Annotated in this window: 23 protein-coding genes; 14 read left to right on the top strand and 9 right to left on the bottom strand. The window is 29.7% G+C overall.

Translation table 11 applies throughout. The annotated features are described in order from the left end of the window. The first annotated feature begins 12 nt into the window (after nt 1-12). The 3 genes from DIS07_RS14485 (at nt 13) to DIS07_RS14475 (ending at nt 4,899) form a co-directional block, all read left to right on the top strand. Complete coding sequence (locus DIS07_RS14485; protein ID WP_146190740.1) at nt 13-195, top strand: hypothetical protein; 183 nt, start codon at nt 13-15, stop codon at nt 193-195. Continuing rightward, nucleotides 179-1,006 (top strand): class I SAM-dependent methyltransferase, encoded by an 828-nt coding sequence (locus DIS07_RS14480; protein WP_109405984.1) that lies wholly within the window; start codon nt 179-181, stop codon nt 1,004-1,006. The genes DIS07_RS14485 and DIS07_RS14480 overlap by 17 nt, the downstream gene beginning before the upstream one ends. Nucleotides 1,007-1,233: 227 nt before the next feature. Further along, on the top strand, nt 1,234-4,899 hold the full coding sequence (locus DIS07_RS14475; RefSeq protein WP_109405983.1) for an SMEK domain-containing protein: 3,666 nt from the start codon (nt 1,234-1,236) through the stop codon (nt 4,897-4,899). A gap of 269 nt (nt 4,900-5,168) precedes the next feature. Here the strand turns inward: DIS07_RS14475 and DIS07_RS14470 are convergent, their stop codons facing one another. Together DIS07_RS14470 and DIS07_RS14465 are read right to left on the bottom strand one after the other, a co-directional pair. Next, nucleotides 5,169-7,133: a YgiQ family radical SAM protein gene (locus tag DIS07_RS14470; protein WP_109405982.1), complete on the bottom strand. Its 1,965-nt coding sequence runs from the start codon at nt 7,131-7,133 to the stop codon at nt 5,169-5,171. A 39-nt stretch (nt 7,134-7,172) separates the two neighbouring features. After that, a complete protein-coding gene (locus DIS07_RS14465) occupies nt 7,173-7,901 on the bottom strand; it encodes a DJ-1/PfpI family protein (RefSeq protein ID WP_219930529.1) in 729 nt (242 codons plus the stop codon). A 124-nt stretch (nt 7,902-8,025) separates the two neighbouring features. Between DIS07_RS14465 and DIS07_RS14460 the strand changes: the two genes are divergently transcribed. Genes DIS07_RS14460 through DIS07_RS14450 form a run of 3 tightly spaced genes read left to right on the top strand, consistent with a single transcriptional unit; the run spans nt 8,026 to nt 11,302 of the window. Next, nucleotides 8,026-9,969, top strand: coding sequence for a CocE/NonD family hydrolase (locus DIS07_RS14460; RefSeq protein WP_109406032.1), 1,944 nt, complete (start codon nt 8,026-8,028; stop codon nt 9,967-9,969). A gap of 27 nt (nt 9,970-9,996) precedes the next feature. After that, a complete protein-coding gene (locus tag DIS07_RS14455; RefSeq protein WP_109405981.1) occupies nt 9,997-10,413 on the top strand; it encodes a DUF4174 domain-containing protein in 417 nt (138 codons plus the stop codon). 4 nt (nt 10,414-10,417) lie between these two features. Continuing rightward, complete coding sequence (locus DIS07_RS14450; protein WP_109405980.1) at nt 10,418-11,302, top strand: DUF3667 domain-containing protein; 885 nt, start codon at nt 10,418-10,420, stop codon at nt 11,300-11,302. Here the strand turns inward: DIS07_RS14450 and DIS07_RS14445 are convergent. Together DIS07_RS14445 and DIS07_RS14440 are read right to left on the bottom strand one after the other, a co-directional pair. Further along, entirely contained in the window at nt 11,295-11,672 is a 378-nt protein-coding gene (locus DIS07_RS14445; protein ID WP_109405979.1) for a VOC family protein, read from the bottom strand. The genes DIS07_RS14450 and DIS07_RS14445 overlap by 8 nt on opposite strands. Nucleotide 11,673: 1 nt before the next feature. Then, nucleotides 11,674-12,888, bottom strand: a complete 1,215-nt coding sequence (locus DIS07_RS14440; RefSeq protein ID WP_109405978.1) for an MFS transporter — start codon at nt 12,886-12,888, stop codon at nt 11,674-11,676. A gap of 233 nt (nt 12,889-13,121) precedes the next feature. Here DIS07_RS14440 and DIS07_RS14435 point away from each other — a divergent pair, with 233 nt between their 5' ends. From DIS07_RS14435 to DIS07_RS14420, 4 genes are read left to right on the top strand one after another with little or no spacing between them, the layout of a single operon-like run. Next, nucleotides 13,122-13,652, top strand: a complete 531-nt coding sequence (locus DIS07_RS14435) for a DUF4252 domain-containing protein (protein WP_109405977.1) — start codon at nt 13,122-13,124, stop codon at nt 13,650-13,652. Between the two features lie 50 nt (nt 13,653-13,702). Further along, complete coding sequence (locus DIS07_RS14430) at nt 13,703-15,127, top strand: MBOAT family O-acyltransferase (protein WP_109405976.1); 1,425 nt, start codon at nt 13,703-13,705, stop codon at nt 15,125-15,127. Between the two features lie 4 nt (nt 15,128-15,131). Then, nucleotides 15,132-16,103, top strand: coding sequence for a hypothetical protein (locus tag DIS07_RS14425; protein ID WP_109405975.1), 972 nt, complete (start codon nt 15,132-15,134; stop codon nt 16,101-16,103). After that, nucleotides 16,093-16,719, top strand: a complete 627-nt coding sequence (locus DIS07_RS14420; RefSeq protein ID WP_109405974.1) for a DUF1684 domain-containing protein — start codon at nt 16,093-16,095, stop codon at nt 16,717-16,719. The genes DIS07_RS14425 and DIS07_RS14420 overlap by 11 nt, the downstream gene beginning before the upstream one ends. On the opposite strand, the gene DIS07_RS14415 is transcribed toward DIS07_RS14420, so the two are convergent. From DIS07_RS14415 to DIS07_RS14395, 5 genes are all read right to left on the bottom strand, one after another. Beyond that, complete coding sequence (locus tag DIS07_RS14415; protein WP_109405973.1) at nt 16,716-17,417, bottom strand: crotonase/enoyl-CoA hydratase family protein; 702 nt, start codon at nt 17,415-17,417, stop codon at nt 16,716-16,718. The genes DIS07_RS14420 and DIS07_RS14415 overlap by 4 nt on opposite strands. A gap of 78 nt (nt 17,418-17,495) precedes the next feature. Beyond that, entirely contained in the window at nt 17,496-17,867 is a 372-nt protein-coding gene (gene crcB / locus DIS07_RS14410) for a fluoride efflux transporter CrcB (protein WP_109405972.1), read from the bottom strand. Between the two features lie 77 nt (nt 17,868-17,944). Next, a complete protein-coding gene (locus DIS07_RS14405) occupies nt 17,945-18,970 on the bottom strand; it encodes an SRPBCC family protein (RefSeq protein WP_109405971.1) in 1,026 nt (341 codons plus the stop codon). A gap of 58 nt (nt 18,971-19,028) precedes the next feature. Next, the gene (locus DIS07_RS14400; RefSeq protein ID WP_109405970.1) at nt 19,029-19,991 is read right to left on the bottom strand and encodes a BT_3928 family protein; all 963 of its coding nucleotides are present in this window, start codon (nt 19,989-19,991) and stop codon (nt 19,029-19,031) included. Nucleotides 19,992-20,090: 99 nt separating this feature from the next. Then, a complete protein-coding gene (locus DIS07_RS14395) occupies nt 20,091-20,627 on the bottom strand; it encodes a DUF1599 domain-containing protein (protein ID WP_109405969.1) in 537 nt (178 codons plus the stop codon). A gap of 83 nt (nt 20,628-20,710) precedes the next feature. Here DIS07_RS14395 and DIS07_RS14390 point away from each other — a divergent pair, with 83 nt between their 5' ends. From DIS07_RS14390 to cdaA, 4 genes are all read left to right on the top strand, one after another. Beyond that, the gene (locus tag DIS07_RS14390; RefSeq protein WP_109405968.1) at nt 20,711-21,292 is read left to right on the top strand and encodes an LOG family protein; all 582 of its coding nucleotides are present in this window, start codon (nt 20,711-20,713) and stop codon (nt 21,290-21,292) included. Beyond that, nucleotides 21,292-22,116, top strand: a complete 825-nt coding sequence (folP, locus tag DIS07_RS14385) for a dihydropteroate synthase (RefSeq protein WP_109405967.1) — start codon at nt 21,292-21,294, stop codon at nt 22,114-22,116. The genes DIS07_RS14390 and folP overlap by 1 nt, the downstream gene beginning before the upstream one ends. Before the next feature lie 232 nt (nt 22,117-22,348). Then, nucleotides 22,349-22,948: an ExbD/TolR family protein gene (locus tag DIS07_RS14380; protein ID WP_109405966.1), complete on the top strand. Its 600-nt coding sequence runs from the start codon at nt 22,349-22,351 to the stop codon at nt 22,946-22,948. Between the two features lie 56 nt (nt 22,949-23,004). Continuing rightward, nucleotides 23,005-23,781 (top strand): diadenylate cyclase CdaA, encoded by a 777-nt coding sequence (gene cdaA, locus DIS07_RS14375; RefSeq protein ID WP_109405965.1) that lies wholly within the window; start codon nt 23,005-23,007, stop codon nt 23,779-23,781. The last annotated feature ends 6 nt before the right edge of the window (nt 23,782-23,787 follow it).

Here is a 23,787-nt window from a genome sequence, read left to right as displayed (position 1 = left end):
GTTAGTTTTTTAATGGGTATTTTTAAACACTTAAAGTTTAAAGTAAATCTTAAAAAGATAAACTGCCCAAAATGCGGAATAGAACAACCCAACATTAGAAAACCTAAAGGTTGGACTGAAATACTTTGGGGAGGTAATACTTGCAAGAATTGTGGTTGTAAAACAGATCGATTTGGAAATGAAAGAGAACAATAAAAACAGCATCAGTAAAGAATTAGAAGATTTTTACAACATAGCTTCCGAAGAAACTCGTCTTGAAAAAGGTATGGGAATTTTTGAGTTTGAACGTATTAAAGAATTGATTCAACAGCATATTTCTAAACCTAATTCTACAATTATTGATGTTGGTGGCGGTACGGGAAAATACAGTGAGTGGTTAGCAAAAAATGGTCACAAAGTTCAATTAATTGAACCTGTTTTAAAACATATAAAACTTGCAGATAAAAGAGCTAAAAAATTAAAAAATCCTTTTTCTGTTACTAAAGGTATTGCACAAAAGTTACCTTATCAAAACGAAAGTGCTGATTTAGTTATTTTACACGGCCCTTTATATCATCTTCAAAAAAAAGAAGATAGAATTGCTGCTATTTTAGAAGCCAAAAGAGTTCTTAAAAAAGACGGAATTATTTTAGGCTTTGCTATAAACGCAACAGCATCAACGGTAGTAGGTTTAATGAACGGAATGATTCACGCCAATTCTTTTTTTGAAATGTGCAAGCAAGAACTCACCACAGGCATACACAATACACCAAAAGACTTTCCTTTTTTATTAGCAGATGCTTATTATCATAAACCTCAACAATTAAAAGAAGAATTTTTAGATCAAGATTTAAAGTTTATCAATCTTTTTGCAGTTGAAGGTATGATATGGTTAGACAATGAATATTTTGCAAATATGTTAGACAAAAAGAAATCGAAAACCTTAAAAACATTGCAAAAACTCACCGAAAACGATGAATATTTATTGCCTTTTAGTCCTCATATGATGATTTCTGTAAGAAAATAATTTAGTTTGTTTTTAAATTAAAAAAATTAGAACTTAGCTAACTCTGGATATGACGAATTAAAACTCGAAATATCCGAAACGAGTTGTGTTTCATGCAAAGAGAGAGAATCGTAGTAACATAAAATGAAAAGCCAACCCACAAATAGCGCATTCGCAAGCTCCAAAGCACAAGCTGATGCTTCAGCTTGCAAAAGAGCTATTTTTTACCCAACCCACGGCGAGCAGATATGAGAGAAATTTCACAAGAAATAGAGGGTTTGATTACAACGTATTTTTCTCAATTGAGGAAAGATGCTGATAATGGGTGGACTAATGCATACAAGAAGGCTGAGGATTTCTACTGCCGATTTCTTAATAAAGTATACGGATGGAATTTATACAATAGAAATTATCATAAGAAAAATGAATCTGATATTGACTTAGCTACCTATGACAGAAATATTACTGTTCAAGTTACCGCTCAAAAAGACGACAAGAAAGGAAAAATAGAAAGGACGATAAAAGGATTTAAGAATCGAAAAGTTAAACAAGGTTACAAATCTTTATTCATTGCTTTTTTTGAAGATTTAAGTAAGTCAGAAAAAGAAAATGATTTTAATGACAATGACATAAATTTTAGTAACGAAAAAAATATTTTAACACCCAGTTCTTTAAAAGCACATATCCAATCAAATTTTACCTATCAACAGCAACTTGATATTTATGGCTTTTTAAAACAAGAGCTTTTTCCACAAGAAGAAGGAGTTCAGAGTATTGCATATATTAAACCCATTGAACAAGCTTTCGATAGAGAGGATGAATTTTATTCAAACTCAAAGTTTATAGAAAATAATTGGATTGTTCTATCAAAACCAGAATTTCAATTATTTAAAAATATTCGAAGGTATTCTAAGTCTAATCTTTATGAGGGAGCACAAAACTATCTGTTAGTTGGTAGTAGCTGTTCAGGAAAAACAACCTTTTCTTATTTTGTCGCAAGTATGCTGGCAAAACAGACTTTAATTAAAAGTTTCTATTTAAAGGTTACAGAAGCAACGAGATTATCTGATGTTAAAAAGGAACTTGGCATCCTTAATAATCAATTTAGTTTCTTAATAATTGATGATATACAAAATAACATCAATTTCAGTGATGAACTATTTGTAGAATTAAAGAATTTTAATCAAATACAGACCATTTTTCTTAGCCGAAATACGAGCTTAATTGATGATGAATTTAATGGTCAAATCTATCATCGAAAATTTGTCTGGAAGAAGCGTTATAATAATGATATTTCTTGTGATGAGAATAGAATTAAAGAACTTGTTCAAAACAGAAAACGCTTCTATACACAAAAGCATCCTGATAAGGAATTTGAAATTGGAGATTTTAACAAAGTTCTTGAACTTGTAAATTTTAATCTATTAAAACTTTCAATTTTGCTCCATTTCTGGGGCAAAGACGGAGGTTTATTGTCAGATTTTGACAATGAAATTTTAAACGAAAGGTTTTATAATAGCTACGACTTTAAAAATAAACATGAGATTCAACTAACGTTAAGATACGCTTCTGTTTATAGTTACAATATTCCATTTCAGCCACAATTACCTTTTTCTGATGCTAACGGACTAACAGTTTTTGAACGATTAAAGGATAAAGGACTTTTTTTTAAAGAAGATAAATTCTTTGTTTTTCATCATACAGCATTTGCTGACTTAATTGCACAATCAATAATTTCACAATTTCCTGACTTAAAAAGCAAAGGTGTAGCTGGGGTTAAAAAGAAACAAATAATTGACTACCTATCGGCAATCGATTCTCTTCCAGAGAATTTCGGAACTTTAGTTCAAAACCTTTCTGAAAATGGGGATTCTAAAATAGTTACGGAAATATTTAATACACCTAATATTAAAAGTTCAATACTTGAATATTATTTAGAACTAAACCCATTACCATTTAATTTTTCAAATACTTTAATCACACTTGGAGGTTTAACAGATAATTCATTATTAAATGACTTATTGAGTGACAGAGAATTTACTAAACGAGTTGTTAGATATTACTCTTTAAAATCATATGCTTCACAAACAGAGCTTCTTAAACTGTTACGTGAGCATAAACTATTAGAACATAACTCAAAAAAAGCATTTCTTGAAGACTTTGAATCTATGATTCCATTTCATAAAATCAGAGTATTTGAGCAAGATGGTTATCATTTGAAAAATGAAATACTTGCTTTCAAAGAAGTACTTGGAGAAATGGAAATTGAGATTGGTCAATCAGTTGATAATATTCAGATTAAAACGTTTGTAAAAGAAACACCTATAAACGAATTAACATTAGGTATTTATCAAGATAGGAAAAATCAGAAGTTAACAATTCAAAGGCTTTTTGTATTAGACTTTTCGTTTTGGATGGAAAAGTTCTATTCAGCACCTTTTTGCTTGCTGGGTAATTGTTTAACGGAGCTTAAAAAGACTGATGTTGCAAGACAGTTGGCTTTTGATATTTATAAAAACCTGAGCGTTGATTTGCTTTTGCAATCTGCATTAGAATATAAGAACCAACCTGTAAAAATCTCCAAAAGCTTAAATGAATTAATAAATTTCAGAGCTTTCGATAACAATCAAAAATTGGACGAACTCTTAAATATGTTAATTGCAGATAAAAGATTTTATGGAAAGATATCCCAATTGTCTTTAACTGATTTTGCGCGTTTTCTAAGCGATATCTATGACATTAATAAAGAAGTAGCACAAAGCATATTTTCAAGCAGAACATCGAATGAAATAGCAGAGAAGTTAATAAAGGATAAGGAAAGTTTATATTCAGTAACTCAAATTATTAACAACCTAAATAAGGTTTCTTCTGAATCATCTAAAGAAATACTATTAAAGCTTATCAATGCAGAATCATTTTTGAGTAATGAGAAATTAACAGACTTGAATGGTCTTCATGAATTTAAACAATGTCTAAAAAGCTATAATTTATACTTATCGAAAGAATCGATTGAAACTGTTTCCGAATCAACAGTTGATGCTTTATTAAATGAAACCGATTTAACAAAAGTCGCTAAAACACTTCCGGGATTCAGAAAAAACAAAGACGTTTTAATTAAAGTGTTTTCATCAAATCAATTCTCTGTTTCGAATTTTATGCGTATTGCTAAAAATGAGGATTTTAGAATATCTCATTTACAGCAAATATTACCAAAGCTTATAGATGCAGATTTAGAATTGGGGCATAAAGTTTATACTTCTTTATCTAACGAATATTTTATCAAGCCTTCAAATCGAACATATTTTCAAGGTGTATGCCATGCAATTTTTAGCTTTGTGAAAATAGACAAGCAATACTCAAATAAATATCAAGTTGCTTCTACCAAAACGCAATCTATTCTAAAAACACTTTGTACAAACAGAACAAGTACTTTTTTAAGGAAAGTAAGAAATACCGAGATAGATAAATTTTTAAATGGGTTTCAGCAAACTTGGATTGTTAGTGAGGAATTGACAAGGCATTATTTAACACCAATATTGATTGACAAAGCAAAGGAATCTAAAAAAGAAAATATTAATCTATCAACATTTGGACAAGGTATTAAAAGACTTATTGATTTGGATAAAGATGAACATCTGACCATAGCAAAGAAATTATTTGAAACATACAGACCGATTTTAAAACAGACGACAAAAAATCTTGATATTAGGAAAATCAGTTATGGTTTAGAACAGTTATCAATATTGGCAGATGAAGTTGACTTATTTGCTCAAGAGATTTCAGAGATAATTGAAGATAAATGCAAAATTGAAAGTAATAGAGATGATTTTAAAACGGGCGTTCTCCCAGAACTGACCAAAGCTTTAAAAGGTAAAAATGGAAAAAAGATAATTGAAAAAGTAAAAAAACTATGAACCAACCCTTCGCATCCATACACATTGCCAAGTCGCTCAAAAAAGCCGACGCACAGACCAAAACTTGCCAAAGAGTATGGCTGCCCCAACACACGGACAGACAGCAGAGAATAAAGCACGAAAACACAACAAAGTATATAAAACATTTGGCGGAAAGTGCTAATTTGAAGGTCTGTACAATTATTAAAAATTTTAACGGTTTGATAGGTCGGTTCTCCGAAATGCCAAACGTTTCATATACGTGACCGTTAGCTAAACAAAAAAAACGTCTACCTCCTTCTCTTTTTAGAAGAAGTTCTGCTAACTTTCTTTTTTCTCCTATTAAAAGGAATTGCATCATCAAAAGTGTGTTTTGCTGCTTTTGCTTTCTTGTTCTTTTGCCAAGAATTATTTTCAGGCAACAAACGTTTTAATAAATCTTGTCTTCCAACTTTGTTCAGTGTATTTTTTATCCAATCTTTATTTTCTTTTTTGTACCAAAAGAAAAAACGATGTTGATCTTCTTTCTCTTTCTTTGTTTTGGGAGTTCGCGTTGGTTTTAAAGTATATGGATGATAACCTGAATAATAAATAACCGTAGCTACTGTCATAGGTGTTGGTGTAAAACCTTGTACTTGTTCTAACTGAAAACCCATATCTTTGGTTTCAGCAGCCAAATTTGCCATATCTTCTACTTCACTAGCAGGATGACTTGATATAAAATAAGGAATCAACTGCAAGTTCAATCTCTTCTTAATATTTATCTTATCAAAACGCTTTTTAAATAAGTGAAAATATTTAAAAGAGGGTTTACGCATCAACTTTAAAACAGGGTCAGAAGTATGTTCTGGTGCTACTTTTAATCGTCCAGACACATGTTTGGTCATTACCTCTTCTGTGTAGGCATCTAACTCTTTTGGGTCTGCATTTTTATTAAATTCTGGCACCAACATATCATGGCGAATCCCACTTCCTATAAACGATTTTTTAATCTTTGGATGTTTATCAACTGCTTGATATAATTCTGTTAAAGGCTTATGTGATGTATCTAAATTAGAACAAATTACTGGCGATATGCAACTTGGAGCAACACACTTATCACAGATTTCTTGCACTTTTCCTTTCATCTGATACATATTAGCAGAAGGACCTCCAATATCCGATAAATAACCTTTAAAATCAGACATATTTGCGACCTTATCTACTTCTTTTAAAACAGATTCTTGACTTCTGCTTGCAATAAATTTTCCTTGATGTGCAGAAATAGTACAAAAACTACATCCCCCAAAACAACCTCTATGAATATTAATAGAAAACTTAATCATTTCAAACGCAGGTATTGGACCTCGCTTGTTATATTTTGGATGTGGTAATCTCGTATAAGGTAAATCAAAAGAAGCATCAATTTCGGCTTCTGTCATTGTAGGAAAAGGTGGATTAATCATCAATAATCGCTCTCCTACTTTTTGAAAAATGCGTCTTGCTTTTAGTTTATTAGACTCTTGTTCTATCGTTTTAAAATTCGATGCAAAAGTCTTTTTATCTGCTAAACAATCTTCATGAGAATTGATTTCTACATCTTCCCAATCTTTTACAACAGGAATTTTCTCTTCCTTTTCATCGATTAAAACAGCAGTTTGTTTAATGTTCTTTAAACTAGAAAAAGGCACTCCTTTTTGGAGCAATTCTACAATTTCACGCAAAGGCTGTTCTCCCATTCCATAAACCAACATATCTGCTTTAGAAGTTTCTAAAATAGTGGGCAATAATTTATCAGACCAATAATCGTAATGGGTTACACGTCTTAGAGATGCTTCGATTCCTCCAATTAAAACAGGAACATCAGGAAACTTTTCCTTTAAAATTTTAGAATACACTGAAGTAGCGTAATCAGGTCTAAAACCTTTATCTCCATTGGGTGTGTAGGCATCTTTATCTCTTCTTCGCTTACTGGCAGTGTAATTCGAAACCATTGGATCCATACAACCACCGGTAGCCGCAAAAAACAATCTTGGTTTTCCTAATTTTTCAAAATCTTGTAAGTTATCATTTACACTTGGTTGTGGTACAATAGCCACTTTTAAACCATAACTTTCTAAGATTCTTCCAATTACTGCTGGTCCAAATGAAGGATGATCTACATATGCATCTCCACTAAATAAAATAACATCCAATTGCTCCCAACCACGGATTTTCACTTCCTTGTTTGTTGTTGGCAACCAGTCTGTTAATTGATGTTTATTCGTTTCTTGCATAGTTTGCAAAAATACGAGATTTTAGGTTTAAAAAAATACTTATTTAACAACTAAATGCGGAATGGCTTCAAGGTTCCATTCAATGACCAAACCACCAGCTAAAGATTCCGCAATTTTTTTTCCATATAAAAACTCACACAAATATAAAGCAGCTTCAAAAGATTTTGCGCCACCAGCAGAAGTAATATATTTTCCATCATGTACAAATAACACATCTTTTCTAATATCCAGTTCTGGAAACATGGTTCTCATTTTATCAATATCAGAAGGAAATGTTGTTGAAACTCTACCTTCTAACAAACCAGCTTTTGCCAATACAAAAGCACCATCGCAATGAGAAGTTACATAATCGGCTTCTTTACTTACTTTCTTCACAAAGTCAATCATAGACTTGTCTTCTAAATCTGAATCTAAATGATGTTCTGCTGATGGCACTACTAAAATATCAATTTTGGGTAAAGAATCTTTCAGGTAGTTAAAGTCTGGTAGAATTCGTATTCCTTCAAAAGTAACAATTGAATTATCAGTATTTGCGACCGTAAATACATTCATTGCTTTAATGTTTTTTCTAAAAATAGTATGCTGAAAAATATCGTATGGTGCTGTAAGTTCTGTATTAAAAGTTCCATCCATAATTAAAAAAGCAACATTATATCTGTTCTTTTCTAATTTCAGAAATACTTTTTCAGCTTTTGTAAGAACCCTATTAATTACTTCTTTATTATCAACTTTAGGTGCACAACTTATCACTGATAAGAAACATAGCATAAAAAAAAAATTTCGCATAAAACCTATTATTTTGAGTATAAATGTATCTAAAATCATTTTAACAATTCATTCTTTATTAACTCTTTTTTGTTTTGTAATTTTAGCAAACACTAAACTAACCTTCATGAAAAAATATTTTTTACTATTATTTTTTGGCATTTCACTTATTTTCTCTTGTAAAAACAACTTTAAAGAAGCAGAAATATCAGATCCCAAAAAAGACACTTATGTAGTAGATAATTATACTAAAAAAGAAGTTGATATTATAATGAGAGATGGTATCAAGCTACATACTACCATATACTCCCCTAAAGACACAAGCAAGGAATATCCTATCTTAATGCAAAGAACTCCATATAGTTCAAGACCTTATGGAGAAGGAAAAATGAAAACTAGAATAGGCCCAAACAAACATTTAATGAAAGACAAATATATTGTTGTTTATCAAGATGTTCGTGGACGTTGGATGAGTGAAGGAGTTTATGACAACATGCGTGCTTACATACCGAATAAAAAAGAAAATGAATCTGATGAGGTTTCTGATACTTATGATACCATCGATTGGTTGGTAAAAAATATTGAAAATAATAACGGTAAAGTAGGAACTTGGGGAATTTCATATCCTGGACATTACGCAACCGTTTCTACAATAGATGCGCATCCTGCGTTAAAAGCAGCTTCTCCTCAAGCGTGTATTGGCGATTTTTTCTTTGATGATTTTCATCACAACGGTGCTTTTTTATTGAGTTATTTTAGAGCAATTTCTTTATTCGGAACATACAAAGACACACCAACAGATTCTGCTTGGTATTCGTTTCCGAAAATGAACACAAAAGATCAATATCAATTCTTCTTAGACAAAGGACCTTTATCAAACCTGAATGAATATTTTCAGTACGATAAATTAGATGTTGCAGAAACATCAAAAAAAGATAAAATTGATGATTTTTTCTGGAAAGAGATTGTTGAACACCCTAATTATGATGAGGTTTGGAAAAGCAAAGGTATTATTCAACATATGGACAAAGTCCCTTCTTCTGTTGCCACTATGATAGTTGGAGGATGGTTTGATGCTGAAGATTTATATGGTCCTTTAGAAACCTACAAAGGCATCGAAAAACATGGAAAAAATAATTATAATACATTGGTTTTTGGTCCTTGGGATCATGGACGTTGGGCAAGTTCTGGTGTTAGAAATGCTGTAGGAAATTATTATTTTGGTGATTCGATTTCATTAAAATATCAATCAGAAATCGAAACAAAATTCTTTCATCATTTCTTGAAAGGGAAAGGTGATAAAAATTCTGGTTTACCAGAAGCTTATGTGTATGACTCTGGTAGAAAAGAATGGAAATCTTATGATTCTTGGCCTCCCAAAAATATAATAAAACAAGATTGGGTTTTATCTGAAAGTCAAAAATTAAATTATTCTGACCCAAATGTAAAATCAAAAACAAAACCAAAAGCTATAAAATTTATAAGTGATATTAAACGTCCAGTTCCTTATTCTGAAGATATAAAAACAGTTTTTACACCACGTAAATACATGACAGATGACCAGCGTTTTGCAGCAAGAAGACCCGATGTTTTGGTTTTTGAAACTGATATTTTAACCGAAGATTTTACCTTAGCAGGAGAAATTATGGCAAAATTAAAAGTAGCTACAACCGGTTCTGCCGCAGATTGGATTATTAAAGTTATCGATGTTCACCCAAGTGATGCAAAAGAAAATAATGACAAACTACAAGATCATCTAAAAATGAGTAATTATCATTTAATGGTAAGAAGTGAAGTAATGCGAGGTCGTTTTAGAAATAGTTTTGAATTTCCAGAGCCATTTACACCTAACAAAAAAACCGCTGTAAATATAAAACTACAAGACGTATTTCATACTTTTAAAAAAGGACACAAATTGCAAATTCAAGTACAAAGTACTTGGTTTCCTTTAATCGATTTAAATCCACAGACCTATGTAGATAATATCTATAAAGCAGATAAAAAAGACTTTAAAACTCAAACTCATACTGTTTTTACAGATTCTAGCATTGAGTTTTCTGTGTTGAAATAGAAACTGGCTACAAATTCACAGATTAAAATGAAAAGAGTTTTATTTTTAATGCTGGTTTTAACAGTTAACCTAGCAATTAAAAGTCAAGATTTAGAGCAACATCAATGGAAAAATAGACTTTTATTGGTATTCTCTAAAGATAAAACTTCGAATGATTTAACAAAACAAATCAATATTTTATCAAAAGATAAAAAAGGTATAGAAGAAAGGAAATTAATAGTTTATCAATTTGTTAAAAACAGTTTCACGACCAATTTCAATCAAAATTGGTTTCCTATCAAGAAACTTCCTAAAAAACATTATTCAAAAATTAAAAACTTTGAAGTTGTTTTGGTTGGTTTAGATGGCGGGATAAAACTGAGACAAACAAAAATAGTATCTTTAGAAAAATTATTTGCGTTAATTGATGGTATGCCAATGAGAAAAAGAGAACTCAAAAACTAACTGTATGAATTGTAAAAACTGTCAAGATCCGTTAGAAAAAAACGCACTATTCTGTGATAACTGTGGTGCAAAAGTAATAACAAGTAGAATTACATTTAAACTATTAATCGGTCAGTTATTTTCTGATGTTTTTGGGGTAGATAGTAAGTTTTTTTTAACCTTAAAAAAAATGCTTTTAGCACCAGAAGATGTCTTAAACGAATATTTGACGGGAGTTCGAAAACGATACGTAAACCCTTTTGCCTTTTTAGCTGTTGGTGCAGCATTGTCTTTATTAACTTTTAATTTTTTCTCAGATGAATTTATAAAAATGCAATCTGGTTTTGAGACTGAGCAAAGTAGAGCAATGAAAGCCCTAGCCAACAAAGATTTATCAACAGTTAAAAACATCTCTAAAGAAGAGTTTATTCGATTACAACAAAAGCAACATTCTGCTAAGATAGGTTTAAAAGTACAAGAAGCTTACTTTAAGTTCTTTTTGCAATATTTTAACTTAATTACTTTTTTAATCCTTCCGCTTTATGCGTTAACCAGTAAATGGACATACAGAAAACCTCATAATTATGGAGAACACATCGTAATGAATGCTTACCTACAAGGTTTTACCATGTACATTTCTCTAATCACTTTTTTTATTAGCATGTATACAAGTCCTTTAGTTTATATGTCTAGTATGTTTCTTTATTTTATTTATTATCTATTTGCTTTTGGTAGACTTTACAATCATTCTTTCATAAAATCTGTTGTTAAATTTTTAAAGTTTTTATTGGTTTTAGGATTAGTTATTACATTGTTTACTCTAGTAATATTGATCATAGGTACAATTTTATTTTTTACATTAAAATGGTTAAATCCAGAATTATTAAAAAGCATTTTTACACCTAATTGATTCGCCAAGGCGGATTTTTTCTATTTCCTCCTGCTTTGTATAAAATAATGGGATTCCCATCTAAATCTTTTAATCTTGCTTCTCTCCATAGCCAAGGTTGATTTGTAGGCAATAAATCAAATTGAAATCCTTTTTGCTGTAATTCTTCAACTACTTTATCTAATTCTTCATTTTCAAAATAAACTGCAATACGATTTCCTTTTGGCAATTCATCAACTTGTTGTATTGAGAATGTGGCATCACCCTCAGGTAATTCGAAACGGACATACCTTGGCAATGCATCAACAATAAGTATTAACCCTAATTTTTTGTAAAACTCAGTTGCCTTTTCTACATCTAAAGATGGTATGGTAATTTGATTTAAATTCACCCTATTTTATTTTTAATTTTTCACTTTTTAAAACTTTTAGCAAAAACACTAATATTAGAACACCAAAAAGAGCTAAAATGGTAATTGCGTACCAAGTCATTTCAAAACCGAATTTACTTACCATTTGCATACCCAAATTATGACTAAAAATATGCGATAAAGAAAATGAAATACTATACAATGCCATATATTCTCCTTGGTTTCCTTTTTTAGCTCGTTCTACTGCAAAAGCATTAGAAAATGGAAAAGCTATCATTTCTCCAATAGTCATCAATAACATCCCTATAATTAAAATACCAATCCAACCAGTTAGGTTTAAAACTAGAAAACTCAGTGCAGTTAGAAATAATCCTAAAGTAATTAATTTTACTTTCGATTTTTTTGAATCTTCCAACCATTTAATCAAAGGCATTTCAAATAGAAAAATAAAAAAACCGTTAAACCCCATCAATAATCCAATTTCAAATTCTGATAAAAACCTAATGTCTTTGTAGTACAACGGTATGGTAGAAAAGTATTGTAAAAATACAAATCCGAATATAAACATTCCTATAAAAAATATCCAAAAAGCCTTATCCTTATAAGCAGAAACTGGACTTTCCACTTTTACTTCATCCAAAACATTTACTTTTTTTGGATGTAAAACAAATAACAATAATATTGCTGCTAAGGCACAAGTAATTCCATCCATCCAAAACAATCCTTGGTAACCAATCCCTGTAATTATTAATCCACCTATTGCAGGTCCTGCCGAAAAACCTAAGTTAATTGCCAAACGAATTAAAGTAACCGAACGGGTCTTATTTTCGGGTTTACTGTATGCACTTAGTGCTACAAACATAGCAGGCCTAAAAGCATCGGCAACTAACATTACCAAAAATATTCCGATACAAAAACCTTGAAAAGTAGTTATATATTGCAAAAGAACAAATAGAAATCCTGTTAAAAATAAACTTACAAACATCACTTTATAGTACCCTATTCTATCCGTTAATTTACCACCAATCCAAGTTCCAACAACAGAACCTAAACCAAAGAAAGACATAATCCAACCAACATCTGGTATCGAAAAATTAAGATTTTTATTTAGATACAGTGATAAAAAAGGAATTACCATTGTACCTGACCTATTGATAAAAGTGATTAATGACAACCACCAAACTTCGATAGAGAGCCCTCTAAAAGTATCTACGTAATTTTTAAAAAGTGAATTCATTATTGGTTGAGTTGATGTTTATATAATAAAAAAAGTCCGACTAGATAGTCGGACTTTTACAATTGTTTGATTTTATATTGATATTTTCAAAACACATAAATAGACCGACATATTCGCGAAATACACGATAATTGGGTGCTATATGTTTTGACAGTTTTCATTTTATGATTAAATAAGCATCAAAGCTACATAAAATTTTTGAATGTTGTACTTTTGGTAAAATTTTTATAAAAATGAAGAAATATCTTTTCATATTTTTATCAGTATTTCTTTTTTCGTGTGCAACAGGAAAATCATTTCAAAGCTTTTTTAATGATCATAAAAGAGATATGGGGGTCACTGCTTTTCAAGTACCCAATTTTATGAGAGCTTTATTAACCAACATTTCTCCTGAACTTAATAATTTATTTGGCAATGTTAAAGATTTTAAATTCATTACTTTCTCAGAAATCACAAAAGAAAAACAACAAAAACTTATTGAACAAATAAATTTAGTTATCAATAATAATTTTACTGATATTTTAAGAACAAATACTCAAGAAAAAACAAAAATAATTTCTGTAAAAGAAAATGGTGATTTAGTTTCTCAAGCCATTATTTTTAATACAACATTAGCAAAAAGCAGTGTTATCTATTTAAAAGGTAATTTCGACCCAAACCGATTAAGGCATTTGACTAAAACCAATCAGTTTGAAAACTTATCTCAAAAATTAATTCAGAATTACCAAACTTCTCCAAAAACTCCTGGGTTTAATCCAAATTAAAAATAAGTTTATTAGCAAATGAAATTAATCAAGAAACCAAAGTTATAACGATGATTTTTAACTCTGTTGATTTTGCGATATTTGTTACTATTGTCTTTTTTGTTTATTGGTTTTTTACCAAAAAAAACACTAATATTCAGAATCTACTTGTAGTTATTTCTAGTTATATATTTTATGGTTGGTGGGATTGGAGATTTTTATTTTTAATCATATTAAGCACTTTATTAGATTACACTATAGGATTATATATCTTTAAAGAAACTGCTAAGCGAAAAAGAAAACTTCTTCTTTACATCAGTTTATTTATTAACTTAGGCTTCTTAGGTTTTTTTAAATATTATAATTTTTTTTTAGATAATTTTATTGAAGCTTTCTCTTTTTTTAATGTTAAACTAAGCGCAAATTCACTTAACATAATTTTACCTGTTGGTATTAGTTTTTACACTTTTCAAACTTTAAGTTATACAATAGATATTTATCAAAGAAAAATTACTCCAACAAAAAACTTAATTGCATTTTCAGCTTTCGTCTGTTTTTTTCCCCAATTAGTCGCTGGTCCTATTGAAAGAGCAAAAGATCTCTTACCTCAGTTTTTAAATAAAAGAGTTTTTAATTATAATAAAGCTATTGACGGACTGAGGCAAATACTTTTTGGATTGTTTAAGAAAATTGTTATTGCTGATAATTGTGCCGTACATGTAAATGAAATATATAGTAATATCGGTGATTATTCAGGTAGTACTTTAATCTTAGTTTCAATATTTTTTTCATTTCAACTTTATGCTGATTTTTCTGGATATTCAGATATAGCAATTGGAACATCCAGATTATTTGGTTTTAATTTAAAGCAAAACTTTGCTTTTCCTTTTTTTGCAAGTAGTTTACAAGAATTATGGCGTAGATGGCATATATCTTTAACTACCTGGTTTAGAGATTATGTTTATATTCCTTTAGGAGGAAATAGAGTTACTAGTATCTTAAAATTTAGAAATATTTTAGTTGTTTTTATAATTACCGGGTTTTGGCATGGAGCGAACTGGACATATATAGTATGGGGTGCACTTAATGGTTTATTTATACTATTTTTTATTTATCTAGAAAAGTACTCTCCACAAATAAATAATAATACAATAAACACTATAACAAATACGATAAAAAGAATTATAACTTTTAGCTTGTTTACTTTATTATTAATCCTTTTTAGATCTCAAAGTTTAAAAGATGCAATAATATATTTTAAAAATATATTTTCAAATTCCTTAATTAGTATTCCAGAAATTAGACCTCTGAAATTAATCCTAATTATTTCTATCTTTATGATTTTTGAATGGTATGGAAGGAAACACTTATATGCCTTTGAAATGATTAAAAAAGTTAAACTATTGTTTTTAAGATGGTCTATTTATTTAATTATTATAGTCTTAATATTATACTTTAAAGGGAGTCCACAGCAATATATATATTTTCAATTTTAATATTATGAAAAAGTTTTTACTAAAGCTGTCCTTATTCTATATAATATTATATTTACTTACTTTTCTAATTATTACAACTAGTCCAGAAGTAAAGAACCCTTCAAATTATTTGTCTGCAATAATAGACAAACATAACATAGCTAAAAATATTAAAACACCAAAAGTAATTTTTAGTGGTGGCTCTAATACAGCTTTTGGAATTGATAGTGAAATGTTATCCAATAATTTTAAAATTCCAATTATTAATTTAGGATTACATGGAGGTTTAGGATTGGCATTCATATTAGAAGAAACTAAATCTATTTTAAAACAAGGAGATATTGTTATACTTTCTATAGAATATTTTCTAGAAAGAGAAGGTGAATATGATTTAAAAGAAAAAACATCAAATTTTTACCCACCTGCAAATAAGTTCTATTCTCATAATTACTTTATAGATTTTAAAAATTACCTAAAAAAAACAGAGAAAAGTTTTAAACGTTTAATTAATAAAGAAGAAAATAATACCAATAAAAATAGTGATTCTATTTTAAAAATATACCGAAGAGATGGTTTTAATAATTATGGTGATTTAATATCACATTTGAATAAACCTAAATTAAAAAACTTAAAAAGTCAGATGGTGTTTGAGTATAAATATTGGGAAGGAATAGAATTAATAAATAAATTTAGTTCTTATGCAAGGAGCAAAGATGTAAAAGTATATTTTACATACCCTGCATATGCAGAATCTGAATACAAAAAAAATCTATTAGCCATTTCAAAACTTGAAAAAGACATCAGAAACAATCTTAATATTGAAATTTTAAATACACCTAAAGATTTTACTTTTCCTGACAATAATTTTTTTGATAGTGTATTCCACTTAAATAAAGAAGGAAGAAGAAAAAGAACAAATAAATTTATTTCTCTAATTAGAAATAACAAAGATTTATCTTTGTATTTAGATTCAATAAAAAAAAATCATGCTAAATAATACTAAACTAATTATATATACTTTTCTTCTGTTAACTATTACTTCTTGCAATTCTCAAGATAAAAGACCTTTAATGGGAGAAACTCCTTATCAACAAAAATTAAATGCAAGTTATAAGGACGCGTCAAAATCACCTTTAAAAAAGAAAGATTTAAAGAACTTTAAAGGCTTAGATTTTTTTCCTATCGATTCAACTTTTATTGTTACTGCAAAATTTACAAAAATAGAAAACGCTCCTACTTTTGAAATGGCAACTACTACAGATAGAAAACCTTTATATAAAGAATATGGTTTGTTACATTTTACCTTAAAAGGTACAGAATGTGAATTAACGATATACCAAAGTCAAGATGATTTACGTGATGAAAAGTACAAAGATTATCTTTTCTTACCTTTTACTGATGATACTTCTGGAAATGAATCTTATGGTGGTGGACGTTATATGGATGTGATGACCACAGATATTTCTGAGAACAATACTGCTGTCTTAAATTTCAATAACACTTATAACCCCTATTGTGCCTATAACGACAGATATTCTTGCCCTCTAACACCTAGAAAAAATCATTTAAATGTTAATATTAAAGCTGGTATAAAAACATTTAAAAAATATTAAGAATTAATAGAAATATCACTTTCTAAATCCAATTGAATTGCTTCTTCTAAATCTTGCAAATGTTGTTTACGAACTTTCAATTTAGTTTCAGCATGTGCTTTTTTGTTGAGCTTAGAAAACATTTCTGCTGCTTTTATTGCTGTGGGTAATAAATGTATTTCAGGAACAATAACATCTAAAAAACCTGCATTTATTGCTTGTTTTGGATTATATATTTCAGCGTTATTAACACTTCTATTCAAATACACTTCAGACAAACGTGCTTTAGCAATGACTATACCAGCATTATGCATCGTCATTCCTATTTGTACTTCATTTAAGCCAATTTTAAAATCACCTTCTGTACCAATTCTATAATCTGAGGACAACAATAAAAAAGCTCCTTTTGCAATTGCATGACCTGAACAAGCTATAACAATTGGTTGCGAAAAAGACAGCATTTTATGTGATAATTGAGAACCTCTAGTAACCAATTCTTTTGCTGCTTCTGGTGATTTTGTCATCACTTTTAAATCGAAACCTGCAGAAAAAATTCCAACTTGTCCTGTTAAAATAACAACTTTATTTTCTTGTTCAGCTTTATCTAAACAGTCATTTACTCCATCAATAACATTATGAGAAATTGCATTTGCTTTTCCGTTTTTAATGGCAACAATTACATAATTTTCTTCGGATTGATAAGTTACAAATTCGTTCATAATTAAATTATTTTATACTAGTTCTCGATACAAATTTTCTCATTCTTCAAAAATTAAAAAGAACTGACAATGAGTATCTTAGATTAATTTCACCAAATACATTCCTGCAAAAACAGCTAAAAAACCAACTACAAAACTGGCAATAGTGTAGAAAGCAAAACTGGTGAAATCGCCAGATTTTAAAAACACATGATTTTCATATGCAAAGGTTGAAAAAGTTGTAAAACCACCACAAAAACCAGTGGCCAATAATAAAGTATGATTTTGACTTAATGTTTCGTTTTTAGCAGCATATCCTAAAATAACACCAATAAGCAAGCTCCCTAAAATATTTGCGGCAAAAGTCCCGAAAGGAATTCCATTTTCAGTGTTATTCAACCACTTTCCGATTGCATATCGTAAAACACTTCCAAAACCTCCACCAATAAAAACCAACAGTAATTGTTTCATGTTACGAATATAAGAAAACCTCGAAGCAAAAACTACGAGGTTTATTTAATAAGTTTTAAACTAATGTGATTTACAATTTATTTAACTGCGTAAAAAATATCAGTCTGTATATCTTGAGGTTTCACCATTGTTGGATCGTTTACATACGTTTCCCAAATTGGCCACCTTTGCTCTAATTTATTTGTTGTTAAATATTTGGCAATTTTTATGTGAGCTTCTTCATCTCCATTTCCATAGTTTCCAAATTTAGAAACCATCACTCCTTTTCCTTCTGGTAAATTAATTGCAGTCATTCCTTCTCCTGCTTTTAATTCTTTCTTTAGAATCAAACCGATGTAAAACTCAGTTTCTTGAGTCTCTTCATCATATTTTGTATACACTGCTGCAGGCGTAAACTCACCATATTTTAAACCACTTTTCATGGCATACATTCCAGCTAAAGGCATTTTTTCTTGAAACGCTTTAGTCATTTCTTCATGGTTAATTTTCATCTGAACTTTATATCCAATAAATTTTTGAGTAGTAAAATTTTGAGATTTAATATCACTAACTCTAAAAGAATTTGCCAATGCTTCTTCCTCTAAAACAACTTTATCTAAATTTCCTAATCCGGTTTCCATCATTCCTCCAAAAAATTTATCCCAACCTCCCATAAAAGCTGCTAATGCTTTAAACATAAATGGGGCTTGAGTTTCTTTCATTTGCCAAGTCAACTTAGTTCCTCCTTCAACTTCTTCAAAATGCCAAATGATATCACTAGGTTCATAATCATCAAACTGCATTTTTTGTGTTATGAGTTTATTTGGAACCACTTTTACAGTTTTCATATTTCCAGGTCCATCTTTACTTGTCCAAGAGTCACTTGCTCCTACTCCAACAGTTTTGTCTCCATATGTAACCACAATTGTTGAATCTTCATCATGCCAAGGACCCCATTTTTCCCAAGTTTTTAAATCGTTTACAGTATTAAAAACGGATGAAACTGGAGCTTTGATAATTTTAGAACGAGAAACGTCGTAATCAGCAGGTTGAAATGATGCGTAAATAATAGCAGCCACAACTACAACTACTAAAAACAGTAATAGTTTTTTAAAAATTTTCATAAGATATGTTTTTGATTGATGTTATAAAGTTATCAAAAATTTTGATAATTAATAAAAACTACAATTTTATTTCATTCACATCTATCCAATTTTTCTTCTGAGTAACAGTACCTTTATTCAAAATTATGACTCCAGGATTTGCACGAATCATTGTTTTTAAAGTTGTTTCATCACAGAACAAAAAATTAAAAGGTAACTTGTATTTTTCTTTGGCCGCTAATAAATCTTCCGTAAAAGATGCTGAGACACCATAAACAGTATATCCTTTTTGCTTTGCTTTTGAAGCAATTTCTTTAATGGCTGGAAATCCGTTGACATCAACTTTATCTAAATTATAGATGATGATGAGCATTACTTTTTCCTTTTTAAGTAATTCAGGAGCCAAATCTGCTTGCTCATCTTCTAACATAAAATCGTGGACTGGCGGAATACTTCCATCTTCAGGAAACTGCATTCCTTCTTCCAAGTTTTTACCAACCGCATAGGCTCTAAAGTCAATTATTGGTAAATGTGTTAATACATGTTGCACAATAAACATAAAAAACGCTAGAGAAACCAAAGTGATTAACTTTGGGATTTTTCCCTTAAAAATGGGTTTAATCAATTCAACTTTTATCAATAAAATGATAATCAAAAAGATTAGAATTACATTTTTATAGAACGTTTCCCAGGGTGTGAGTTTAATTGCATCACCAAAACAACCACAATCGGTTACTTTGTTATAATAAGCAGAATACCAAGTTAAAAACAAGAAAATTAGAGTAAGAATTAACAAGCTCCAAACTGTAGTTTTTGGTTTGTATCCAATTAAAATCATTACCCCTAAAAGGATTTCTGCAACTATTAATAGAATTGCAAATGGTAATGCATACGGAATTAAAAATTCCATATTTAAAACGGATTCAGAAAAATATTCTTGAAACTTATATTGAGAACCAATAGGGTCTACCAATTTTACAAAGCCCGAAAAAATAAATAAGGCTCCTACTATGATTCTTGAAAGTTGGACTAGTATTTTCATTTTTTTATTTTAGACTTCTCGATACAATTTTCTTCATTCTTCAGAAAATCATTCGAAGTGACAGAAACTTTATACTTTGACACTTTGTAACTTTGCTACTTATTCTCCCAAATGAATCATCGCAAAAACCGCATAATTAATCATATCTTGGTAATTAGCATCAATACCTTCAGAAACTAATGTTTTGCCTTTATTATCTTCTATTTGTTTTACACGTAATAATTTTTGCAAAATCAAATCTGTTAAACTAGAAACACGCATATCTCTCCAAGCTTCTCCATAATCGTGATTCTTATTCATCATCAATTCTTTGGTAATTTTACTATGCTTATCATACAAAATAGTAGCTTCTTCAGTATTCAAATCGGGGTTCTCTACAACTCCGTTTTCTAACTGAATTAATGCCATAATTGAATAGTTAATAATACCAATAAATTCAGATTTTTCTCCTTCATCTACTTTACGAACCTCGTTTTCTTGTAACTGACGAATTCTTTGTGCCTTTATAAAAATTTGATCTGTTAACGATGGTAAACGTAAAATTCTCCATGCACTTCCATAATCAGACATTTTTTTGATGAATAAACTTCTACATTCATCGATAACAGCATCGTATTGTTTTGAGGTATCTTGCATTTTTCTAAAAAAGTATTTCTCCAAATGTAGTAAATCTTAAAAGCATTTCATTTATTTTTACGATGAATTTATCAACCATCATAATGAAAAAGATTGTCGTTTTTTGTGGTTCTAGCTTAGGATTTAATCCTATATACAAAGAAGCAGCTATAGCATTAGGAAACTATTTTGTGAATAACAATATTGGTTTGGATTATGGTGGTGGAAAAATTGGAATGATGGGTGTAATAGCAGATACAATTTTAGCTAAAAAAGGAGAAGTTATTGGTGTAATACCTAAATTATTAGAAAAAGAAGAAGTTGTACATGCTGATGTAGAAGAAATGATTGTTTGTAAAAACATGAGTGAACGTAAAGTGATTATGAGCAAATTAATTGATGGTTATATTACACTTCCTGGAGGTTATGGAACTTTAGACGAACTTTTTGAGGCTCTAACCTTAAATCAATTACACATTGAACAAAAACCTGTTGGCTTATTAAATATCAAGGGTTTTTTTGATGCAACATTACAACAGCTAGACAGAATGGTAGTAGACGGCTATTTAAAACCTGAAAACAGAAAACTATTGTTAGTGGCTGAGTCTGTTGAAGAGTTAATGCAAAAAATGAACAATTACGATCCGCCAAGAGTGAGTCACGTAATCAATAAAGTTGTAAGCTAATGACAATCAATTGCAAAGGAAAATTAGTAGACCTATCATCACCAAAAGTGATGGGCATCTTAAATATTACACCAGATTCTTTTTATGATGGTGGAAAATATAAAAACACATCTGATATTCTTTCTCAAACTGAAAAAATGTTGACTGAAGGTGCAACTTTTATAGATGTTGGTGCGTATTCTTCAAGACCTGGAGCAAAACATATTTCTGAAGAAGAAGAACTACAAAGAATTGTACCAGTTATTAATTTATTAGTTAAAGAATTTACTGAAATTATAATTTCTGTAGATACTTTTCGAAGTAAAATCGCTACAGAAACTATTGAGACTGGAGCTGCTATCGTTAACGATATTTCGGGTGGAAACATGGATGCAAAAATGTTTGAAACAGTTGCTAAATTGCAAGTTCCTTATATTTTAATGCATATGTTAGGTACGCCACAAAATATGCAGAAAAACCCTGTTTACGATGATGTTACTAAAGATATCATTTCCTTTTTTGCTGAACAAATTCACAAATTACATCAACTAAAACTCAATGATGCTATTATTGATGTTGGTTTTGGTTTTGGAAAAACCATACCTCACAATTTTGAAATTTTGAAAAACTTATCACTTTTTAAAAGCTTAGACGCACCTATTTTAGCGGGTATTTCTAGAAAATCAATGCTATATAAAACCTTAGACATTACTGCACAAGAAGCTTTAAATGCTACAACTTCTGCTAATACAATTGCACTCTTAAATGGTGCAAATATTTTACGTGTTCATGATGTAAAAGAAGCTATGGAGACTATTAAAATTGTGGAGCAAATTTCTTATTAGAAGCTATTTCCTTCTTTCGCTATTCGTCTTTTTTCGTTCCTCAAAAAGAGCTCAAACAATTAACCTGTATTAAGCAAGTTCGCAATGAAATTAATTCTTTTAATTTTGGCATCGTTCTTGTTAAAGAAATGTTAACGTCAAAAACTCAACTTAGCTAAACTTTAATACATATTCTGATTTTTTTAAAAAAAATCGGATTCAAACCAATTATTAATTTTTAAAACTAAGTATTATGAGTAGAAAACAATTGCCAGAAATTAATGCTGGCTCAATGGCAGACATCGCATTTTTATTATTAATCTTTTTTTTGGTTACAACAACTATGCAAGTTGATGCAGGAATTGCAAGGAAAATTCCTAAGAAACAAGAAACACCTCCAATAGATATCAATGAAAGAAACATTTTAGAAGTCAACATTAACAAGAATAACGCGTTATTTGTAGATGGAAACGTAGTTAAATTATCTGAATTAAAACAAATTGCCATCAACTTTATAGAAAATGGTGCAGGTACAGACATTAACAAAAACATTTGCGATTGGTGTGAAGGTCTAAAAGATAAAACCTCTTCAGATTATCCATCAAAAGCAATTATCTCTATTAAATCTCATAGATTGACAAATTACGAGACCTATATAACCACATTAGATATTTTAAATTCTGCTTACACACATTTACGGAATAAATTAGCTATAAAATTATACAAAAGGAATTACGAAAGTTTGTTAGAAGATTTAAAGTCATCAAACAATAATAATTTAGAAGTTCAAGAAAAAATTACATTGATTCGAGAAAAATATCCATTATTACTCTCGGATGCAGAAATAAATTAATGATATTGATTTCATCAAATTTATTAGTACTTTAGCCTAAAATCAAGTACCTTTTTATGTTCGATTTTATTGAATTTTCTTTGTTAGATGTGCTAGACATTTTGTTAGTAGCTACACTACTCTACTACATTTACAAATTATTAAAAGGTACTGTTGCCATTAACATTGTTATTGGTATTGCTTTTATTTTCTTGATTTGGAAAATTACCCAAGTTTTAAAAATGGAAATGCTAAGTGGTATTTTAGGCTATTTGCTTTCTGGTGGAGTTATTGCCCTAATCATTGTTTTTCAACAAGAAATTCGAAAATTTTTATTGATGATAGGAACTACAAACTTTACAAATAAACGTAGTTTTTTAAAGCAACTTAAATTTTTACAAACCGAAATTGGTTCTGAAATTGATACTGAAGCTATAATAAGTGCTTGTCAAAAAATGTCTAAAACAAAAACTGGGGCACTCATAGTTATAGAACGAACAAATGCTTTAGATTTTTTAATAAACACTGGAGATAGTATGAATGCTATTGTTAATGAAGTTTTGTTAGAAAGTATTTTTTATAAGAATAGTCCTTTACATGATGGTGCCTTAATTATAAGAGACAATTTTATTGTAGCGACAAGAGTTGTTTTACCTATTTCTGACAATGCAAAAATTCCTGCAAGATTTGGTTTAAGACATAGAGCTGCCATTGGAATTTCTGAAAAAACAGATGCAGTATGTTTACTTGTTTCAGAAGAAACAGGAGAAATCTCTTATATCAAAGATGGTGGATTTGAGTTATTTGCAAATTATGATGAGCTTAATGAAAAGTTAAAAAAAGACTTAATGTAAAAAACA

The organism is Polaribacter aquimarinus (genome assembly GCF_003129485.1).
GTDB classification, from domain to species: Bacteria; Bacteroidota; Bacteroidia; order Flavobacteriales; family Flavobacteriaceae; genus Polaribacter; species Polaribacter aquimarinus.
Note: the sequence above shows the minus strand (reverse complement) of the source record. Positions and strands in the feature narration are given on the sequence as shown.

Excerpts from the sequence above, each read along its gene's own strand:
- DIS07_RS14400 (WP_109405970.1), bottom strand. The coding sequence starts at position 19,991 with ATGAAAATACTAGTCCAACTTTCAAGAATCATAGTAGGAGCCTTATTT.
- DIS07_RS14395 (WP_109405969.1), bottom strand. The coding sequence starts at position 20,627 with ATGCAAGATACCTCAAAACAATACGATGCTGTTATCGATGAATGTAGA.
- DIS07_RS14435 (WP_109405977.1), top strand. The coding sequence starts at position 13,122 with ATGAAGAAATATCTTTTCATATTTTTATCAGTATTTCTTTTTTCGTGT.
- DIS07_RS14470 (WP_109405982.1), bottom strand. The coding sequence starts at position 7,133 with ATGCAAGAAACGAATAAACATCAATTAACAGACTGGTTGCCAACAACA.
- DIS07_RS14415 (WP_109405973.1), bottom strand. The coding sequence starts at position 17,417 with ATGAACGAATTTGTAACTTATCAATCCGAAGAAAATTATGTAATTGTT.
- DIS07_RS14450 (WP_109405980.1), top strand. The coding sequence starts at position 10,418 with ATGAATTGTAAAAACTGTCAAGATCCGTTAGAAAAAAACGCACTATTC.
- DIS07_RS14475 (WP_109405983.1), top strand. The coding sequence starts at position 1,234 with ATGAGAGAAATTTCACAAGAAATAGAGGGTTTGATTACAACGTATTTT.
- DIS07_RS14425 (WP_109405975.1), top strand. The coding sequence starts at position 15,132 with ATGAAAAAGTTTTTACTAAAGCTGTCCTTATTCTATATAATATTATAT.
- DIS07_RS14380 (WP_109405966.1), top strand. The coding sequence starts at position 22,349 with ATGAGTAGAAAACAATTGCCAGAAATTAATGCTGGCTCAATGGCAGAC.
- DIS07_RS14460 (WP_109406032.1), top strand. The coding sequence starts at position 8,026 with ATGAAAAAATATTTTTTACTATTATTTTTTGGCATTTCACTTATTTTC.
- DIS07_RS14455 (WP_109405981.1), top strand. The coding sequence starts at position 9,997 with ATGAAAAGAGTTTTATTTTTAATGCTGGTTTTAACAGTTAACCTAGCA.
- DIS07_RS14405 (WP_109405971.1), bottom strand. The coding sequence starts at position 18,970 with ATGAAAATTTTTAAAAAACTATTACTGTTTTTAGTAGTTGTAGTTGTG.
- DIS07_RS14430 (WP_109405976.1), top strand. The coding sequence starts at position 13,703 with ATGATTTTTAACTCTGTTGATTTTGCGATATTTGTTACTATTGTCTTT.
- DIS07_RS14480 (WP_109405984.1), top strand. The coding sequence starts at position 179 with ATGAAAGAGAACAATAAAAACAGCATCAGTAAAGAATTAGAAGATTTT.
- DIS07_RS14465 (WP_219930529.1), bottom strand. The coding sequence starts at position 7,901 with ATGCTATGTTTCTTATCAGTGATAAGTTGTGCACCTAAAGTTGATAAT.
- DIS07_RS14485 (WP_146190740.1), top strand. The coding sequence starts at position 13 with ATGGGTATTTTTAAACACTTAAAGTTTAAAGTAAATCTTAAAAAGATA.
- DIS07_RS14390 (WP_109405968.1), top strand. The coding sequence starts at position 20,711 with ATGAAAAAGATTGTCGTTTTTTGTGGTTCTAGCTTAGGATTTAATCCT.
- folP (WP_109405967.1), top strand. The coding sequence starts at position 21,292 with ATGACAATCAATTGCAAAGGAAAATTAGTAGACCTATCATCACCAAAA.
- DIS07_RS14420 (WP_109405974.1), top strand. The coding sequence starts at position 16,093 with ATGCTAAATAATACTAAACTAATTATATATACTTTTCTTCTGTTAACT.
- cdaA (WP_109405965.1), top strand. The coding sequence starts at position 23,005 with ATGTTCGATTTTATTGAATTTTCTTTGTTAGATGTGCTAGACATTTTG.
- DIS07_RS14440 (WP_109405978.1), bottom strand. The coding sequence starts at position 12,888 with ATGAATTCACTTTTTAAAAATTACGTAGATACTTTTAGAGGGCTCTCT.
- crcB (WP_109405972.1), bottom strand. The coding sequence starts at position 17,867 with ATGAAACAATTACTGTTGGTTTTTATTGGTGGAGGTTTTGGAAGTGTT.